Source organism: Pseudoxanthomonas daejeonensis (genome assembly GCF_010093205.1).
Classification (GTDB): Bacteria; Pseudomonadota; Gammaproteobacteria; order Xanthomonadales; family Xanthomonadaceae; genus Pseudoxanthomonas; species Pseudoxanthomonas daejeonensis.
Map to the genome: position 1 here is coordinate 127,820 of NZ_PDWN01000001.1, position 17,523 is coordinate 145,342.

14 protein-coding genes and 1 pseudogene are annotated in these 17,523 nt (G+C 69.9%); 7 read left to right on the forward strand and 8 right to left on the reverse strand.

The window, feature by feature from the left end; translation table 11 throughout:
• Positions 1-90 precede the first annotated feature (90 nt).
• Positions 91-1,242, forward strand: a complete 1,152-nt coding sequence (locus tag CSC65_RS00565) for a GGDEF domain-containing protein (RefSeq protein WP_162408021.1) — start codon at positions 91-93, stop codon at positions 1,240-1,242.
• 288 nt (positions 1,243-1,530) lie between these two features.
• On the opposite strand, the gene tyrS is transcribed toward CSC65_RS00565, so the two are convergent.
• Positions 1,531-2,769, reverse strand: coding sequence for a tyrosine--tRNA ligase (gene tyrS, locus CSC65_RS00570; protein ID WP_162408022.1), 1,239 nt, complete (start codon positions 2,767-2,769; stop codon positions 1,531-1,533).
• A gap of 171 nt (positions 2,770-2,940) precedes the next feature.
• Between tyrS and CSC65_RS00575 the strand changes: the two genes are divergently transcribed.
• Both CSC65_RS00575 and CSC65_RS00580 read left to right on the forward strand, forming a co-directional pair.
• Positions 2,941-4,356, forward strand: a complete 1,416-nt coding sequence (locus tag CSC65_RS00575) for a M23 family metallopeptidase (protein WP_162408023.1) — start codon at positions 2,941-2,943, stop codon at positions 4,354-4,356.
• A gap of 161 nt (positions 4,357-4,517) precedes the next feature.
• On the forward strand, positions 4,518-5,630 hold the full coding sequence (locus tag CSC65_RS00580) for an anhydro-N-acetylmuramic acid kinase (RefSeq protein ID WP_162408024.1): 1,113 nt from the start codon (positions 4,518-4,520) through the stop codon (positions 5,628-5,630).
• A 225-nt stretch (positions 5,631-5,855) separates the two neighbouring features.
• Here CSC65_RS00580 and CSC65_RS00585 read toward each other — a convergent pair whose 3' ends face one another.
• From CSC65_RS00585 to CSC65_RS00595, 3 genes are all read right to left on the reverse strand, one after another.
• Positions 5,856-8,888, reverse strand: a complete 3,033-nt coding sequence (locus CSC65_RS00585) for a TonB-dependent receptor domain-containing protein (RefSeq protein WP_162408025.1) — start codon at positions 8,886-8,888, stop codon at positions 5,856-5,858.
• An 84-nt stretch (positions 8,889-8,972) separates the two neighbouring features.
• Positions 8,973-10,070 (reverse strand): FecR family protein, encoded by a 1,098-nt coding sequence (locus CSC65_RS00590; protein WP_162408026.1) that lies wholly within the window; start codon positions 10,068-10,070, stop codon positions 8,973-8,975.
• Positions 10,048-10,638, reverse strand: a complete 591-nt coding sequence (locus tag CSC65_RS00595) for an RNA polymerase sigma factor (protein ID WP_162408027.1) — start codon at positions 10,636-10,638, stop codon at positions 10,048-10,050. Before CSC65_RS00595 ends, CSC65_RS00590 begins: the two co-directional genes overlap by 23 nt.
• 338 nt (positions 10,639-10,976) lie before the next feature.
• Between CSC65_RS00595 and CSC65_RS16310 the strand changes: the two are divergent.
• Both CSC65_RS16310 and CSC65_RS16315 read left to right on the forward strand, forming a co-directional pair.
• Positions 10,977-11,537, forward strand: a pseudogene (locus CSC65_RS16310) (cyanophycinase); the annotation flags it as partial.
• Between the two features lie 204 nt (positions 11,538-11,741).
• Positions 11,742-12,722 carry an isoaspartyl peptidase/L-asparaginase family protein gene (locus CSC65_RS16315; RefSeq protein WP_338015084.1) on the forward strand — a complete coding sequence of 327 codons (981 nt, stop codon included), beginning with the start codon at positions 11,742-11,744 and terminating at the stop codon, positions 12,720-12,722.
• 24 nt (positions 12,723-12,746) lie between these two features.
• On the opposite strand, the gene CSC65_RS00605 is transcribed toward CSC65_RS16315, so the two are convergent.
• The 4 genes from CSC65_RS00605 to CSC65_RS00620 form a co-directional block, all read right to left on the reverse strand.
• The gene (locus CSC65_RS00605) at positions 12,747-13,256 is read right to left on the reverse strand and encodes an O-acetyl-ADP-ribose deacetylase (protein WP_162408028.1); all 510 of its coding nucleotides are present in this window, start codon (positions 13,254-13,256) and stop codon (positions 12,747-12,749) included.
• Between the two features lie 11 nt (positions 13,257-13,267).
• A complete protein-coding gene (locus tag CSC65_RS00610; RefSeq protein WP_162408029.1) occupies positions 13,268-13,495 on the reverse strand; it encodes a hypothetical protein in 228 nt (75 codons plus the stop codon).
• 70 nt (positions 13,496-13,565) lie between these two features.
• A complete protein-coding gene (locus CSC65_RS00615; protein ID WP_162408030.1) occupies positions 13,566-14,885 on the reverse strand; it encodes an AmpG family muropeptide MFS transporter in 1,320 nt (439 codons plus the stop codon).
• Positions 14,882-15,691: an exodeoxyribonuclease III gene (locus CSC65_RS00620; RefSeq protein ID WP_162408031.1), complete on the reverse strand. Its 810-nt coding sequence runs from the start codon at positions 15,689-15,691 to the stop codon at positions 14,882-14,884. The genes CSC65_RS00615 and CSC65_RS00620 overlap by 4 nt, the downstream gene beginning before the upstream one ends.
• A 304-nt stretch (positions 15,692-15,995) precedes the next feature.
• Here CSC65_RS00620 and pyrE point away from each other — a divergent pair, with 304 nt between their 5' ends.
• Both pyrE and CSC65_RS00630 read left to right on the forward strand, forming a co-directional pair.
• A complete protein-coding gene (pyrE, locus tag CSC65_RS00625) occupies positions 15,996-16,655 on the forward strand; it encodes an orotate phosphoribosyltransferase (protein ID WP_162408032.1) in 660 nt (219 codons plus the stop codon).
• A 22-nt stretch (positions 16,656-16,677) separates the two neighbouring features.
• The gene (locus CSC65_RS00630) at positions 16,678-17,379 is read left to right on the forward strand and encodes a hypothetical protein (RefSeq protein WP_162408033.1); all 702 of its coding nucleotides are present in this window, start codon (positions 16,678-16,680) and stop codon (positions 17,377-17,379) included.
• Positions 17,380-17,523: the final 144 nt, after the last annotated feature.

The window sequence follows — 17,523 nt, forward strand, 5'->3', positions numbered from 1 at the left end:
CAACGCATCGGCGACGCTTGGGTCGTCCCGATGGAAGCGGGGCACATCGGAGGCGGGCCGGCGGCGTCCGCGGCGGGGACAGGGAGGCGGATGACTACCGATTTCTACAACCTTCTGCTGACCGACTGCGCGCTGGCACTGATCCTGCTGGGCCTGTTCTGGTACGTGTCGAGGGTTTCGCGCGGGGTGCGCGGCATCGCGTCGTGGGGCGCGGGGCATTTCATCTATTCGCTGGGTGCGGCGATGCTCGACGGCACCGCCACCGGGCTGGAGCGCGCCGGTTCGGCGACCGCGACCGTGGTGGTCGCGGCCATCGGCGGCATCCTCGCCTGCGGCGGCCTGGCCGTGCTTGCGGGCGCGACCATCAAGTTCGTCCAGCAACGCCCGCTGCGGCGCACCGAATGGATGCTGGTGCCGGCATTCGTCGCCCTTTCTTTGCTGGCCTGGCTGGCCGGCGACGCGATCGACGGCCAGGGCGCGGCGATGAGCCTGGCCGAACTGGCCATGCTGGCGGTGATGCTGTGGCAGCTGCGCCAGCTCGACACCCCGCCGCTGCGCGTGCCGGCGCGACTGGTGATGCTGGGCTGCATGGTGCTGGCCTTCCTCTATGGCCGCGACCTGTTGCATGCCTTCACCGGCCGCTACGGCCCCAACGACGCCTGGGTCAATGTCGACCTGTCGACGTGGTACCTGATCAACTTCTGCATGCTGATGCTGACCAGCTTCCGCGCCGCCGAATCCTTGCGGCAGACCGCGATGCTCGATCCGCTCACCGGCACGCTCAACCGGCGCGGACTGTTCGCCCGGCTCGACCCGGACCTGGAACGGCTGACCCGCGAGGGCCACCTGGCGGTGATCGCGCTGGACCTGGACCACTTCAAGCGGGTCAACGACCGCTACGGGCACGAGATCGGCGACCTGGTGCTGCAGAAGCTCAGCGACACGATCCGCAGCCAGACCCGCGAGCACGACGTGTTCGCGCGCACCGGGGGCGAGGAGTTCGTGATCGTGGTGACCGGCCCGGACGCGCATAACGCGCACCACCTGGCCGAGCGCATCCGCGTCTCGCTGTCGACCATGCGCCTGGATCCGCCGGCGCCGCCGGTGCGGGTCACCAGCAGCCTGGGCGTGGCCATGTCGAACCGGTCGATGCCGCTGTCGATGCTGATGCGCGGCGCCGACGAGGCGCTCTATACCGCCAAGCGTGCCGGCCGCGACTGCGTGGTGACGCACACGCTGTAACGGCGTGCAGGCGCCAGTTCCACCGCTTCCCACAGGGTTGCGCCGACTTGCCTCTCTTTGTAGGAGCGGGCATGACCGCGACACCGACGCCGTCGGTAGATGCGACACCTTCGTCCACCAATGCTCCGGCCGTTACTACGTCATCCAACATGACGGCCGTGCACCACTTGCAGGCGCGAGGGAGAAGGCATCGACGGACCGGGGCGCCTTCAAACGTCGATCATGCCGACGGCGTCGGTGTCGCGGTCATGCCCGCTCCTACAGAAGCGGAGCAATGCGTCGGCCGCTTCAGCCGGCGACCAGCCTCACCCGCGCGAAGTTGCGCTTGCCGACCTGCAGCACGCCTTCGAAACCGGGCGCGAACGACTGGGTCGCGTCCTCGACCACCACGCCCTCGACCTTGACCGCGCGCTCCTTGAGCTTGCGGTTGGCCTCCGAGTTGGACGGGGTGATCCCGGCGGCGGTGAGCAGCGCGGCGATGCGGATACCTTCGGCCGGCACCAGCACGTCCTGCAGCGGCAGGGATGAAGTATCGCCCTGTCCGGTGACCACCGCATGCCAGCCGGCGATGGCCTGCTCGGCGGCGGCGGCATCGTGGAAACGCGTAGCCAGCTCGCGCGCCAGGCGCAGCTTGACCTCGCGCGGGTTCAACGCGCCGGACTCGACGTCCGCGCGCAGCTTCGCCGCCTCGGCCACCGAGATGTCGAAGCTGAGCAGGTCGATCCAGCGCCAGGTCAGGTCGTCGCCGATCTTCATCGTCTTGGTCACGATGTCGATCGCCGGCTCGCTGATGCCGATGTAGTTGCCCAGCGACTTGCTCATCTTGTTGACGCCATCCAGGCCTTCCAGCAACGGCATGGTCAGCACGATCTGCGGCTTCTGCCCGTGGTGCTCCTGCAGGCCACGGCCCATCAGCAGGTTGAACTTCTGGTCGGTGCCGCCCAGCTCCACGTCCGCCTCCAGCGCCACCGAGTCGTAGCCCTGCACCAGCGGGTAGAGGAACTCGTGGATGGCGATCGACTGCTGCGCCGCGTAGCGCTTGGCGAAGTCGTCGCGCTCGAGCATGCGCGCCACCGTGTGCTGGCCGGCCAGGCGGATCATGTCGGCCGCCGACATCTTCCCGAACCACTCGCTGTTGAAGCGCACTTCGGTGCGCTCGCGGTCCAGCACCTTGAACACCTGCTCCTCGTAGGTGCGGGCATTGGCCAGCACGTCCTCGCGGGTCAGCGGCTTGCGGGTGACGTTCTTGCCGGTCGGGTCGCCGATCATCCCGGTGAAGTCGCCGATCAGGAAGATCACCTGGTGCCCCAGGTCCTGGAACTGGCGCATCTTGTTCAGCAGGACGGTGTGGCCGATGTGCAGGTCCGGCGCGGTCGGGTCGAAGCCGGCCTTGACCCGCAGCGGGCGGCCCCCGGCCTTCATCGAGGCGGCGAGGCGCTCCGCCAGCTCCTCGCGCTTGAGGATCTCGTCGGCACCGCGACCGAGCAGGGCTAGGGACTCTTCAACGGACTTCTGCTCGGAAAACACGACCGACTCCACAGTTCTGGCGATGACAAACTTGAACGAAATGTTACGTGCGGGTTAACTGGAAAGCCAGAAGAAAGTTCAGGTTCTTCAATGGTTTGACGCACTACTTTCAGGTGACTATGTTACGCGCCAGTGGGCCGCGCTCCGGGGTCCCGTGAAGGAAGTTAAGCGATGTCCCTGACCGACCACGGCCGCGTCCGCAAGCAGCAGTTCCACGACCGCCTCGGCATCCTTCACCACCGTAACCTGCACCGCAAGCTGAAGGAGCGGTTCCCCGCCGCCTTCAACACCCGCTGGACGCGCCGCCACTGGCTGCACGCCAGCCTGTTCGCCACCCTCGGCGCGCTGCTGGCCACCATCGTCCCCGGCTTCTCCGCGCAGCTGGAACCGGAGCGCCAGGCCAACGCGATGCTGCCGCTGGTCCTGCCCCCGCTGACGGTGCGCTCCACCGGCGAGACGGCCGGCTACTGGGAAGTCGTGCAGATCGAGCGCGGGCAGACCCTGGGCTCGGTGTTCGGGCAGGTCGGCGTGCCGGCCAGCACGATGCACCGGATCCTGGACAACCCGGCCAACCGCGACGCGCTGACCCGGCTGCGTCCCGGTGCCGAAATCGCTTTCCAGCGCGACGCCGACGGCGAGCTGCGCGGCTTCCGCTTCGACCGCAGCCCGACCCAGCGGGTCGAACTGCGCCTGCAGGGCGAAAGCATCCACGAGAAGGTGCTCGAGCGCGCCACCACCACCCGCCTGGCGGTGACCAGCGCCGAGATCGACCACTCGCTGTATGCCGCGGGCCGCAAGGCCGGCCTGAGCCCGGCGGCGATCGCGGTGATGACCGACGAGATCTTCAAGTACGACATCGACTTCAAGGACGTCCAGCCGGGCGACCGCTTCAGCGCGGTGGTCGAGGAGACCTGGCGCGAGGGCGAGCGGATCGGCACCGGCCGGATCCTGGCCGCGACCTTCAGCACCAACGGCAAGAGCTATACGGGCTTCCGCTTCGAGCGCAACGGCAAGGCCGAATACTTCACCGCCGACGGCCGGCCGCTGAAGAAGAGCTTCATCCGCATGCCGATCCCGTATGCGCGCCTGTCGTCGAACTTCGGCGCGCGCCGGCACCCGGTGCTGGGCAAGATGCGCATGCACAAGGGCGTGGACTATGCCGCCGGCACCGGCACGCCGATCATGGCCGCAGGCGATGCGCGCGTGCAGTTCGTCGGCACCCAGCGCGGCTACGGCAACGTGGTGATCCTCGACCACGGCCGTGGCCACACCACGCTGTACGCGCACATGTCGCGCTTCGGCAAGGTCAGGAAGGGCCAGCAGGTCGGCCAGGGCACCGTCATCGGCTACGTCGGCGCCACCGGCCTGGCCACCGGCCCGCACCTGCACTACGAATTTCGCGTCAACGGCGTGCACCGCAACCCGCTGTCGGTGACCATGCCCCCGCCGGAGCCGCTGAAGGGCGGCGACCTGGCGGCGTTCCGCGCGGCGACCGCGCCGACCCTGGCGCGGATGGAGTCGATGGAGAAGCTGATGTTCGCCCACGCCGACACGGCCAAGGCGAAGAAGAAGGACAAGCGCGGCTGAGCCCAGCGCAGGCGCCCCGGCGCGGACGCCTGCCCGCGAACCGCCACGCCAGGGATGCCGCATCACCACCTCCGTCGTCCAGACGCCCTGTCGCGGCCATGCCTGCTCCTGCAGGCGGATGCGCCATCGCCGCGACCCCGGGTTCCGGATAACCTGCGCGCATGTCGCACCTCTACCTTGGCCTGATCTCCGGCACCAGCGCCGACGGCATCGACGCCGCGCTGGTCGAATTCCCCGATGGCACCAGTGCACGCGGCCTGCAGTTGCGCGCCGCGCGCGTGCACCCCTGGCCCGCCGCCCTGCGCGAGCGCCTGGTCGCACTGGGCCAGGGCGGCGAGCTGACATCGCTGGATGAACTGGGCCGGCTCGACGTGCAGGTGGCGCAGCAGTTCGCCGACGCGGCCCTGTCGCTGCTCGACGATGCAGGCATCAGCCCGCGACAGGTCGCCGCGATCGGTTCCCACGGCCAGACCCTGCGCCATCGGCCGCATGGCGATGCACCCTTCACGATGCAGGTCGGCGATGGCAGCGTGATCGCCGAACGCACCGGCATCGCCACCGTCGCCGACTTCCGTCGCCGCGATGTCGCCGCCGGTGGCCATGGCGCACCGCTGGTGCCGGCCTTCCACGCCGCGCTGCTGCATTCGCCGGACGAAGACCGCGCGGTGCTCAACCTCGGCGGGATCGGCAACTACACGCTGCTGCCGCGCGTGGGCACGGTGCGCGGCTTCGATACCGGCCCGGCCAATGCCCTGCTCGATGCCTGGTGCCTGCGCCACACCGGCGAGGCGTTCGACGCCGGTGGCGCGTTCGCCGCCCGCGGCCGGATCGACGACGCGCTCCTGGCACGGCTGCTCGACGACCCCTGGTTCGCACTGCCGCCGCCCAAGAGCACCGGCCGCGAACAGTTCCACCTGGACTGGGTGCGCACGCGACTGCATGGCGGCGAATCACCCGCCGACGTGCAGGCGACCCTGCTGGAGCTGAGCGCGGTGACCATCGCCCGCGCGCTCGGTGCGCACCAGCCGGGCACCGCGCGGGTGATCGCCTGCGGCGGTGGCGTGCGCAACCCGCAGCTGCTGGCGCGCATCGCCGCGCACCTGCCGCACGCGCGCATCGGATCCACCGACGCGCATGGGCTGGATCCGGATTTCGTCGAGGCCATGGCGTTCGCCTGGCTGGCGCGGGAAACGCTCGCCCAGCGGCCGGGCAACCTGCCCGCGGTGACCGGCGCGCGCGGGCCGCGCGTGCTCGGCGTGGCGCATCCCGCCTGAGAGCCGAGCGCTCGCAGAGCGGGCATCGCTCCGCTGCTCCTTCGCTTTTCATAGGACGGGGCTTGACCCGCTGCCTTGCGTTGCCGTGTGCGTGAAGAGCAGCGGGCCAAACCCCGCTCTACGAAGCCGCCGCGTCGTTATCGATGCGAGTGCCGCACCGGCACCGCCAATCGAAAAATGAAACGGCCCCGCCTCCGCCATGGAAGCGGGGCCGTTTTGCGATCGTTACTGCGCGCTGCCGCCGAAGTGGTGGGTGAACTGCAGGTTGATCGTGCGGCCGACCGAATCGAACCAGGAGATGTCGTAGTACGGATACGCCGTGTAGGTCGGATCCTTCGGCGGCATCTTGTTGGCCAGGTTGGTCACCGCCAGGGCCAGGCGCGACTGGCCGTTGAAGCGGTACGACACCGACGCGTTGTAGCGGTAGGTCGCCTCGATCCACGGACCCGGGTCGCCCTCCTCCCACACCTGGTCGTAGGACCAGCCATTGGGCAGGCTGCCCAGGCGCTGGCCGTAGAGCGTCGCCGACCAGGTCCCGTTCTCCCAGCCGATGCTCGCATTGCTCTTGTTGCGCGGGATGTCGAAGCCGCTGTTGATCGCGAACTCGTCCTCGACCGGATCTCCGGGGAACTGCTGGAAGTCGTGCTCGTTGACCCAGGTGTGGTTGAAAGTGAAGGTCCAGCGCCCGATCGAGGTGTCGAAGCGGTAGCGCGCGGCCACGTCCACGCCGTTGGTCCTTTCGCGGGCGACGTTGATCGGGTTGACGTAGATCCCGTACAGGCTGTCGTTGGACGTGCGGGTCACCCGCGAGAGCGCGTCCACGCAGGTCGGCGAAGCGATGTCCAGTTCGCCGAGCCTGCACGCGGCCTCGTCGCGCAGGATCGCGTCCACGCTCATGTCCTGGACCTGGTCGCGCATGTCGATGTCGAACCAGTCCGCCGACAGGTCCAGGCCCTGCAGCGGCGACCAGACGAAACCGGCGGTCCACGACGTGCTGGTCTCGGCGTCCAGCTCGCGGTTGCCCTCGCGCGTGCGGATCAGGCCTTCCTCGTAGTCGGAGCAGTCGTCGGCATCGTCGAGCAGGCAGTAGTAGTAGTCGTTGCCCGAGGTTTCGTCGTTGCCGATGCCCGAATAGACGTAGTGCAGGTCCGGCGCGCGGAACGCGGTGCCGTACGAGCCGCGGACCAGCAGGCTGTCGACCGGCCGCCATTCCAGGCCGGTGCTCCAGGTCGGCTTGCCGATCGAGTTGCCCGAGTAGCGGTACTGGTCGTAGCGCGCGGCCAGGCTCCAGTTGAGGCTGTCCAGCACCGGCATGCGCAGCTCGCCGGCGGTCGCCCAGCGGTTGCGGCTGCCATGGCCGTCCGAATCCTTCCAGCTGTAGTAGTAGTACTGCGTGGCCAGCGGATCGGGGTTGAGGTCGTAGGACTGGTTGCCGAACTCCACCGTGCCGGCGAAACCGGCGTCGCCGCCGGACAGCGTGAACAGGTCGGCCTTGCTCACCGTCAGCGCGAGCGTGCCGGTTTCCGATTGCGGCCTGTAGACCGAACGTGCGGCGATGCTGTCGAACTCTTCGCGGGTCAGCGGCGTGTACAGGCGGTCGGGGTCGGCGCTGAAGATCGGGAAATCGTCGTCGTCCACGCCCAGCTGCGGGCCCAGGAACAGTTCGTTGGCGCGCGCGGCCACGATCTGCGGCCAGCTGATCTCGGCCTTGTACTGCGAGTAGCTCAGCGAGGCCTCGTAGTCCCAGTCCTGGGCGAAGGTGCCCTTGAAGCCGGTGGTCAGGCCGAAGGTCTTCTGCGTGGTCTCGACCATGCCGCGATCCAGCCCGCCCATCTCCTCGGGCGAGAACTGGCGCTGCCAGTACTCCACGTCGCCAGTGGCGTCGTTGTAGAAGTAGCCTTCCTCGTTGCCGTCCGGCGCCATGTAGCTCCACGAGCTCACGTCGCGGAACAGCTCGACGTTGTGGTAGCCCAGCTGCACGTCGGCGAACCATTCGCTGCCGTTGTCGAACGCGTAGGACAGCGAGGCGTAGCCGTTGGCGCCACGGCGCTTGCTCAGGATCGTGCCGTAGCCGATCGACTCGTCGCTGCCGCAGTAGTAGCCGTAGCGTGGGCGGAACGCGTAGTAGGTGGTGCCGCCGTTCTGGCCGGCCAGCGCGTCGCAGGTGTCCTGGCCCGGATCGAGGTAGTCGTCGTACCAGTCGGTGCGCAGGTAGGCGCGGCGCGCGATCTGCGAGCCGGTGGTCGGCCCGTCCTTGGTCGAATCCTGGATCGGGCGCTCGTAGGCCCACAGCGGCGTCTGCGACTGCAGCTCGATGCCGTACAGGCCGCTGAAGCGGCCGCGCTCGAAGCCGTCGACGAAGGTGCCGTTGAACGACTCGCCGCCGCCATCGCTGGTGGTGCCCAGGCGCATGTCGACCAGGACGCCATCCACCTTCTTCTTGAGGATGAAGTTCACCACGCCGGAGATCGCGTCCGAGCCGTAGATCGCCGAGGCGCTGCCGGTCAGCACCTCGACCCGCTCGATCATCCCGATCGGGATGCCCGAGATGTCGGTGAAGTTGCTGCGGCCCTTGAACGGCATCGGGAAGTCGGCGATGCGGCGGCCGTTGACCAGGACCAGGGTGTGGTTCGGGCCCAGGCCGCGCAGGTCGACCTGCTGCGCGCCGGGCGAGAAGTCCGCGCCGCTGGCCGACTGCTGGCTCTGCGTCTCGCCGCCGTTCTGGGTCATGCCGCGCAGGATGTCGGGCACCGACGTGAAGCCATTGGCGCGGATCTCCTCGGCGGTGATCACGCTGATCGGGGCGGGGCCATCGATCTGCGCGCGCGGGATGCGCGAGCCGGTGACCTGGACCGCTTCGATCTCGGTCACTTCCTCTTCCTGGACGACGGGCGGGCTGCCGGAGCTGGCGTCCTGCGCGGCCGGTTGCGGGGCCGGCGCGCGGCGCGCGGTATCGACCCGCGCCACCAGCACCGCGCCGGTGGCCTGGTCGCGTTGCGCACCGAATCCGCTGCCATGCAGCAGCTGCTGCAATGCCTGGTCGGTCGAGGCCGCGCCCTGGACGCCGGCGGTGCGGCGGCCCTTGAGGTCATCGGCCCGGTAGACCAGCTGGGTATCGGACTGGCGGGCCAGGGTATTGAGCGCGGCCGCCAGGTCGCCGGGCGGGACATTGATCGGACCGGACGAATTGGCCGCCTGCGCCGCCAGCGCGGTCGAACAGGCCAGGCTCAACAGCAGGACTCGCGACGGATGACGCATCGGTTCTTCTCCCCGGTACCGGAACGGCACTCTTTCGAGCTATGGACGAACGACGCGGCCGATGCCCCCATGGCCGCGCATGGATCAACGCGAATGCAGCACGATCCGGTCCGGATGACGCTCGGCACGGACCGGGAAACCCTGTTCGAGCAGGCCCACGAAACCTTCGAGGTTGGACCAGCGGAAATTGCCGCCGATGCGCAGCTGGGCCACGGCAGGATCGGCCAGTTCGAGCCGGCGGGCATTGAAGCGGTTGAATTCGTCGGCCGCGGTCGTGAGCGGCACGTCCTCGAAGGCCAGGAAGCCCTTGCGCCACTCCAGGTAGCGCTTCGCCTGCGCCAGCGGCAGGGAGCGCACCAGCACGCCTTCGCGGCCGGCCGTGGCCAGGCTGCCGGCCGGAAGCAGGGCGGAAGGCACAGCGCGGCCATCGGCACCCGGCGCGGACTCCAGCCGCACCCGGCCCTCGGTCACCACCACCCGCAGCGTCTCGGCGTCGCGGCGCACCGCGTAGCGCGTGCCCACGGCCACCGCGCGATGGCCGTCGGCCTCGACCACGAACGGACGCGCGCGGTCGTGGGCGACGTCGAAGAACGCCTCACCCCGGACCAGGGCGACATGGCGCTGGCCGCGGTCGAAGCGCAGGTCCAGCCGGCTGTCGCTGCTCAGGGTGGCGCGGCTGCCATCGGCCAGCACGACCTCGCGCACCTCGCCGATGGCGCTGGCATAACTGGCCTGGTGGCGCCCGCCCAGCTGCCACCCGCTCCAGCCCAACCCGGCCGCCAGGAACAGGACCGCGGCGGCGGCCGCCGCCGAGGGCCAGCGGGCGCTGCGTGTCGCCCTGGGCCTGGGCGCGAATGCGAGTGCGCGCAGGTCCGGGGCCGCGTTGACCGCGGACCCGACCGCATCCATCGGAACTGACACCGGCTCGCGCGCGCCTGCCACGATCCAGTCCGACCACTGGTCGCGCGGTGGAATCTCGCCTTCCGGCAGGCCCGCGGCCAGCGCCTGCAGGCGCCCCGCTTCGGCCCAGGCCGACTGCAGGCGCAGCAGCGCCACCCGGTGCGCGGTGCTCTCGGCCAGCCAGGCCTCCAGCGCCTGCTGGTCCTGCGCGGTCCACGGCCCGGCATCGCGCCGGGCCAGCCAGGCCGCGGCGGCGGATTCAATCTTCCTGCTGTCGGCCATGTCCCGGATCCCCTTCCGCGTCGGCCCGTGGCACCCGCCGGCCGGGTACGGGCGCGCCGCCACCGTAGAGGTGGTCGGCGATCAACCGCATGCCCTTGGCCAGGTGTTTTTCCACGGTCCTTCCGCTGATGCCCAGGCGCTGGGCGACGTCGTTCTGCGACAGCTCCTCCACCCGCCGCAGCCAGACCACCTGGCGGCAACGTTCGGGCAGCGCGTCCAGGGCTTCGGCCAATCGCCGCAGCGCCTGGCGGGTGCCGACCCAGCGTTCGGGCGACACCTCGTCGATCAGGTAGACGTTCGAGGACTCGAAATCACCCACCGGCTCGATCGACACCACCCGGCTGCGGCGCAGCCGGTCGGTCATCAGGTGCCGGGCGGTGGTGAACATGAAGGCGCGCGGGGCGGTCGGGCGACTGCGCGCGGCGGCTTCGTACACGCGGACATAGACCTCCTGGCGCAGGTCGTGCAGTTCGTCACGGCGCGGCCAGCAGCGCTGCAGGAACTGCATCAGCGCCCGCTCGTGGACCAGGACTTCGCGGACGAACCAATCGTCTAGTTCGGTGGACATGCCCGCACTCTAGCCCAGCGCGCGGCCGGCGATGGGGGGACATCGATGGGGGAATGCAGCCGCAGGTTCGTCTAGGCTGGTGGCGGCCCGCGGTGTCCTTCCGCGGCGCCAGAACCGGGAGTGCTGGAATGACGATGCGTGGCGGCAGTTTGCGGAAGGTAGCGGGCGCGGTCCTGGCGGGCCTGCTGGGGGCCGGCATGCTGGCGATGCCGGCGGCGGCGGCCGACTACGGCCACTACGTGCTCGGCGACACCACGGCCCGCACCCCGGGCAAGGTCCAGCCGGGCCTGCTGCTGATGGGTGGCGGCGACCGCAACTTCGACGCGATGCACTGGTTCATGAAGAAGGCCGGCAACGGCCACATCGTCGTGCTGCGTGCCTCGCAGGGCGGCGAGATCGGCGAGGAGTTCTTCAACGAGATCGGCGGCATCGCCTCGGTGGAGACCTTCGTGTTCAAGGATCGCGAGTCCGCCTCCGATCCGGCCGTGCTGGCCGCGCTCAAGCGCGCCGACGGCATCTTCCTGGCCGGCGGCGACCAGTCGCGCTACGTGCGCTACTGGCGTGGCACCCCGGTGGCCGAGGCCCTGGACGCGCACGTGCGCGCCGGCAAGCCACTCGCCGGCACCAGCGCCGGCCTGGCGATGCAGGGCGAATACCTCTACGGGGCGATGGACGGCGGCAGCCAGACCACCCCGCAGGCGCTGGCCGACCCGCTCGGCGACGGCAACACGATCGAGACCGGCTTCCTGCACCTGGACAAGCTCAAGGGCGTCATCACCGACACCCACTTCACCGAACGCGGCCGGCTTGGCCGCCTGGTCGCCTTCGTCGCCAAGGGCGAGTCGCTGGCCGGAAGGCCGCTGATCGGGCTGGGCGTGGACGAGGACGCGGCGGTCGCGGTGGAAGGCGACGGACGCGCCCGCGTCTACGCCACCGCGCCGGGCGCCGGCGCCACGGTGGTCAAGGGCGGCTTCGCGCAGAAGCAGGCCGAAGACGAACCGATGCAGCTGGCGCAGGTGGAAACCGTCGTCGCCGGCGTGGATTCGGTGCTGCACCTGCCATCGGGCAAGATCGACCGCCCTGCCGCGCAGCGCCGTTACGCGGTGCGCGACGGCGTGCTGGTCGCGCTGGACGCGCCTTTGCTGGTGATCCATGGCGGTGCCGGGGTGGAGCGCGCCAGCCTGTCGGCGGAGGAAGAAGCCGAGGCGCGCAAGGCGCTGGCCGCCGCGCTGCGTGCCGGACACGCGCAACTGAAGGCTGGCAAGCCGGCGGTCGAGGCTGTGTCCGCCGCGATCCAGGTGCTGGAGGATGCGCCGCAGTTCAACGCCGCCCGCGGCGCGGTGTTCACCCACGACGGCAAGAACGAACTGGACGCCTCGATCATGGACGGCGCCAGCAATCGCGCCGGCGCGATCGCCGGCGTGCACCGGGTGAAGAACCCGATCCTGCTGGCGCGCGCGGTGATGGACCACTCCCGGCACGTGATGATGGTCGGTGACGGCGCCGAGGCGTTCGCCGCCGAACAGGGCATCGCGCTGGTCGATCCGTCGTACTTCCGCACCGAGAAGCGCTGGCAGCAGCTGCAGCAGGCGCTGGCCGAAGAAGCCAAGGCGCAGGCCTCCAGCACGCCGCTGGTGCTGCCGGGCAAGGCCTACTTCGGCACGGTCGGTGCGCTCGCCCTCGATGCGCAGGGCAAGCTGGCCGCAGGTACCTCCACCGGCGGCATGACCAACAAGCGTTATGGCCGCGTCGGCGACGCGCCGATCATCGGCGCCGGCACCTGGGCCGACGCGCGCTGCGCGGTGTCGGGCACCGGCTGGGGCGAGTTCTATATCCGCAGCGCCGCCGCGCACGAGATCTGCGCGCGCGTGCGCCTGGGTGGGCAGCCGCTGGCGCGCGCGGCCGAAGGCGTGATCGACCGCGACATCCCCAAGGCCGGCGGCGACGGCGGCGCGATCGCGCTGGGCGCGGACGGCAGCGTCGCCTTCCCGTTCAACACCGAAGGCATGTACCGCGGCTGGATCGGTGCCGACGGCGTACCGCACGTGGCGGTGTTCCGCGGCGAAGAACTCGCCCGCCCCTGATCGCACCCTGCCCCGGCGCGGATTTCACTCCGCGCCGGCGAGCAGCGCCTCGTAGCACTGCAGGTCGGCGACGGAGAAACAGCAGAACAGCACTTCACGGACCGCACGGCCGCTGGAGCCGGCGACGCTGGCCACCGCGACCGGTGCCGCCAGCGCCAACGGATAGCCGTACACGCCGGTGCTGATCGACGGAAAAGCCACGCTGGCGCAGCCGGCCGCGTCGGCCAGGGCCAGGCTGTTGCGGTAGCAGTCGGCCAGCAACGCCGCCTCGCCGTCGCCACCACCGCGCCAGACCGGACCGACGGTGTGGATCACGTACCGCGCCGGCAACCGGTAGCCGGCGGTGATGCGCGCCTGGCCAGTCGGGCAACCGCCCAGCGCCCTGCACTCGGCCAGCAGTTGCGGACCGGCGGCGCGGTGGATCGCGCCATCCACGCCACCGCCGCCAAGCAGCGAAGCGTTGGCCGCGTTCACGATCGCATCGACCGCCAGGGTGGTGATGTCGACGCGGACCGCGCGCAGGGCCGGGCGCATGGGCCGGGCGCTCAGAAACCCTTGCCCGCCGGCACTTCCTTCAGCGCGGCGATCGCATCGGCGAGCGCCTCGACTTCGGTGTTCTCGAAGCCGCCGCGGACCTCGTGTTCGGATGCGAACAGGCCCTGTTCGAGCAGGCGCAGGATGGTTTCGTGCTGGTCCCAGCCGCGCGCCACGGAGACCCGGCGGATCCGCTCGGCCAGGATCGGATCGATGTCGCGAAGCAGCAGGTCGGTCATGACGCCCCCTGTCGGCTGTCCCAAGACTGCCATGAATCGAACGCCGGCTGGTATCCCGAACGGCCGGCCATCACCCCGTCGCCGGCGCGCCCTGCTCGCGGATGCGCGGCCACAGCCACGCCAGCAGCAGCAGGGTCGGCACCACGGTCAACGCGCTGAATGTGAAGAACGTGGCGTACGAACTGGCCTCGACCAGGTATCCGGACAAACCACCGGCGAACTTGCCCGGCAGGTTGGCCAGCGACACCATCAGCGCGAACTGCGTGGCGGTGAAGTTGCGGTCGGTCAGCGAGGACATGAAGGCGACCAGGGTGGTCCCGGCGAAACCCTGGGCCACGTTGTCGAAGGTGATGGCCGCGTAGAACGCCCAGATCTCCGACGGGTGCGCGGCCATCAGCAGGAACGCGAGGTTCGAAAGCGCCACGCCCAGCGCCGCTGCCAGCAGCATGCGCCGGAACCCGAACGCGGCCACGCACACGCCACCGAGGAACGCACCGCCGATCCCGGCCCAGATGCCGTACAGCTTGGACACGGTGGCGATGTCGGCCTTGGTGTAGCCCGAGTCCAGGTAGAACGGGCCGGCCATCACCCCGATCACCTGGTCGGGGAACTTGAACAGGCCCACGAACAGCAGCAAGGCGATGCCGAAGGTCAGGCCGTTGTTGGCGAAGAAACTGGAGAACGGCTGCCAGAACGCACCGAGGAAATCGATCCGGCGCTGCACCGAGGCTTCCGGTGCCACCGGTTCGCGGCTGAGCAGGGTCGCCAGCAGCGGCAGCACCATCAGCGCGGCCAGGCCCAGGTAGGCCACGGTCCAGCCGGCGAAATCGGCCAGGTACAGCGCACCGGCACCGCCCAGGATCAGGCCGATCCGGTACCCCAGCGTGTAGGTCGCCGCGAGCGCGGCCTGCGCGTCGGCCGGTGCCACTTCGATCCGGTAGGCGTCGACCACCGAATCCTGGGTCGCGCCGGCGAAGGAAGTGAACAGCACCCAGCCCACCAGCGGCATCACCCCCAGTTCCGGGCGGACGAAGGCCAGTGCACCCAGGCCCAGCGCCACGCCCAGCTGCGCGGCCACCAGCCACGAACGGCGTCGGCCGAGGAAGCCCAGCGGCCGGAACAGGTAGCGGTCCAGCAGCGGCGCCCACAGGAACTTGAGCAGGTAGAAGAAGCTGGCCAGGCTGATCAGGCCGATGCTGTGCAGGTCCAGGCCCGAATCGCGCAGGCGCGTGGACAGGGTCAGCGAGGCGATCGGCAGGAACGGCAGGCCGCTGCCGAAACCCAGCACCGCCAGGGTCAACGCCGAGGGCGTGCCGAAGGCGCGGCGGATCCCGGCCCACCCCTTGTAGGCGGGCTTTTCCGCTGCGGCGGGCGGCGTCCCGGCGCTCACTTGCCGGCGTCCGCGTAGTCCACGGTGAACGGGGCGTGGTCGGAGAAGCGCTGCTCGCGGTAGATCGAGCAGCCGCGCAGCCGCTCGCGCAGCGACGGGGTGACGAACTGGTAGTCGATCCGCCAGCCGACATTGTTGGCGCGCGCCGCGCCGCGGTTGCTCCACCAGGTGTAGTCCTGGCCTTCCGGGTGCAGCACGCGGTAGGCATCGACCCAGCCGCGCCCGGACTTCGCGTCGGCCTCGCCGGCCTGGTCCGCGCACAGGCCGTTGAGCCAGTCGCGCTCCGGCGGCAGGCAGCCGGAATTTTTCTGGTTGGAGGTCCAGTTCCTGATGTCCAGGCGGCTGCGGACGATGTTCCAGTCGCCGCACAACACGTAGTCGCGGCCGCTGGCCAGCCACTGGTCCAGGATCGGCCTGAGCCATTCCATGACCTCGAACTTGTAACCCTGGCGCAGCTCGCCCGAAGACCCGGACGGGATGTAGAACGACACCACGCTGAGGTTGCCGAAGCGTGCCTCGATGTAGCGGCCCTCCTCGTCGAAGTCCGGCCGGCCCAGCGACGTGCGCACCTCGTCCGGCTCGCGCCGGGCATAGATCGCCACGCCGCTGTACCCCTTCTTGGTGCTCGCGTCGCGGTAGAAGCAGTGGTGGCCGTCGGGGCGGAAGCGTGGATCGGACAGCTGGTCCTCCTGCGATTTCGTTTCCTGCAGGCAGACCACGTCGGCCTTCTGCGCGTCGAGCCAGTCGAAGAAGCCCTTGGTGGCGGCGGAGCGGATGCCGTTGGCATTGAAACTGATGATGCGCATGCGGGCGACGACCGGAACGGGAGCAGCAGGTAGCCTAGCGAATCGCGCGGCCCACGGGCGGCCTTCGGGCACGGCCCCGCGGGCCGGCGGCCGCTCCATCGCTGGCTGCGTGAACGGCTTGCACATCATCGCCGCGCGCGAAGGGTGCATGGGCCCCGCAGATCGGATCGAAGACGGCCGCGCCCACCGGTGGTCCGCCCGTCCATACATCCGAGCAGCCGCGAGCGACTTCCGACCGCAGCTGGCGATGCATCGAAGGCAGGCAGGTATCCTGTCGACCTCCACCGAACGATCCACGCCCAAGATGTCCGACCATCGCACCCGTTTCCTGCAGCTGGCACTGGACGCCGACGCGCTGCGTTTCGGCGAGTTCACCCTGAAGTCCGGGCGCACCAGCCCCTACTTCTTCAACGCCGGCCGCTTCGACAGCGGCGCGCGCCTGGCCGCGCTGGCCAGCTGCTATGCCGATGCGATCGATGGTGCGGGGATGGATTTCGACCTGCTGTTCGGCCCGGCCTACAAGGGCATCCCGCTGGCCACCGCGCTGGCCTGCGAGTACGCGGGCCGCGGTCGCGACCTGCCGCTGGCCTTCAACCGCAAGGAAGCCAAGGCCCACGGCGAAGGCGGCACCCTGATCGGCGCGCCGCTGGCAGGCCGCCGGGTGCTGGTGGTAGACGACGTGATCACCGCCGGCACCGCGATCCGCGAGGCGCTGGCGACCATCGGGGGCGCCGGAGGCCAGGTGGCGGGGATCGTCGTGGCGCTGGACCGCCAGGAGATCGCCGCCGATGCGGACCGCCGTTCAGCCGCGCAGGCGGTGGCCGAGGAAGCCGGCGTGCCGGTGCGCGCCGTGGCCGGGCTGGCCGACCTGCTTGCATTCGCCGACGGAAACGAGAAACTGGCAGCATTCCGCGCACCCCTGCAGGCATACCGTGTCCGCTATGGTTGCGATCCGACAGGCTGACTGACAGCAGGGGGCTGCCGCGATGCCAGTGAAGACCGAACATCGCACCCTGCGGGTGCTGCTGGCGGCAGGCCTGGTCCTGCCGGCGCTGGCGCTTGCCCAGGGCAAGAAGGACGAGGCGCCCAAGAAGCTTTACTGCTGGAACGAGAACGGCCAGCGCAAATGCGCCGACTCGCTGCCACCGGAGGCCATGGCCGCCGCGCGCGAAGAGATCAGCATCCGCAGCGGCATGCGCACCGGCGAGGTGCAGCGCGCGATGACCGGCGAGGAGCGCGCCGCGCAGGCCGAGGAAGAAGCCAAGCGCAAGACCGAGGCGCTGGCCGCCGAGACCCGGCGCCGCACCGACCAGGCGATGCTGACCTCGTTCCAGAGCGAGGACGAGCTGCGCCGGGTGTTCTCGGAGCGGATCAACCTGGTCGACAACAGCATCAACACCGCGCGCTACAACGTCACCAGCCTGCGCGAGGGCCTGGTCACCCTGCTGCGCAGCGCCGGCGAGCGCGAACTGGCGGAAAAACCCGTCCCCGAGAAGCTGGCCACCGATATCCGCGTGCGCCATGCGCAACTGCTGTACCACTCGGCGCTGCAATCGAGCTTCGAACGGCAGCGCGCCGAACTGGACGTCGAGATCGAAGACATCCTGCAACGCTATCGCCAGCTCAAGGCGAGCGACGCGCCGGGCGCGCGCGTGGCCATGGACCTGCCGCCGAAGCCGCGACAGTAGGGCACGCCCTGCCGCGCCTCAGCGCGGCCGCCGGATCAAAGCAGCGGGCAAGCCAACTCTACGAAAACGTCTCTTCAGGCCGTGGCGCACACTGGCGGCGGCGATCCCGGACCGTGCCGGCAACCATCCCGGCCTGCGCCACGC

Excerpts from the sequence above, each read along its gene's own strand:
- CSC65_RS00565 (WP_162408021.1), top strand. The coding sequence starts at position 91 with ATGACTACCGATTTCTACAACCTTCTGCTGACCGACTGCGCGCTGGCA.
- CSC65_RS00575 (WP_162408023.1), top strand. The coding sequence starts at position 2,941 with ATGTCCCTGACCGACCACGGCCGCGTCCGCAAGCAGCAGTTCCACGAC.
- CSC65_RS00580 (WP_162408024.1), top strand. The coding sequence starts at position 4,518 with ATGTCGCACCTCTACCTTGGCCTGATCTCCGGCACCAGCGCCGACGGC.
- CSC65_RS00585 (WP_162408025.1), bottom strand. The coding sequence starts at position 8,888 with ATGCGTCATCCGTCGCGAGTCCTGCTGTTGAGCCTGGCCTGTTCGACC.
- CSC65_RS00590 (WP_162408026.1), bottom strand. The coding sequence starts at position 10,070 with ATGGCCGACAGCAGGAAGATTGAATCCGCCGCCGCGGCCTGGCTGGCC.
- CSC65_RS00595 (WP_162408027.1), bottom strand. The coding sequence starts at position 10,638 with ATGTCCACCGAACTAGACGATTGGTTCGTCCGCGAAGTCCTGGTCCAC.
- CSC65_RS00605 (WP_162408028.1), bottom strand. The coding sequence starts at position 13,256 with ATGCGCCCGGCCCTGCGCGCGGTCCGCGTCGACATCACCACCCTGGCG.
- CSC65_RS00610 (WP_162408029.1), bottom strand. The coding sequence starts at position 13,495 with ATGACCGACCTGCTGCTTCGCGACATCGATCCGATCCTGGCCGAGCGG.
- CSC65_RS00620 (WP_162408031.1), bottom strand. The coding sequence starts at position 15,691 with ATGCGCATCATCAGTTTCAATGCCAACGGCATCCGCTCCGCCGCCACC.
- pyrE (WP_162408032.1), top strand. The coding sequence starts at position 15,996 with ATGTCCGACCATCGCACCCGTTTCCTGCAGCTGGCACTGGACGCCGAC.
- CSC65_RS00630 (WP_162408033.1), top strand. The coding sequence starts at position 16,678 with ATGCCAGTGAAGACCGAACATCGCACCCTGCGGGTGCTGCTGGCGGCA.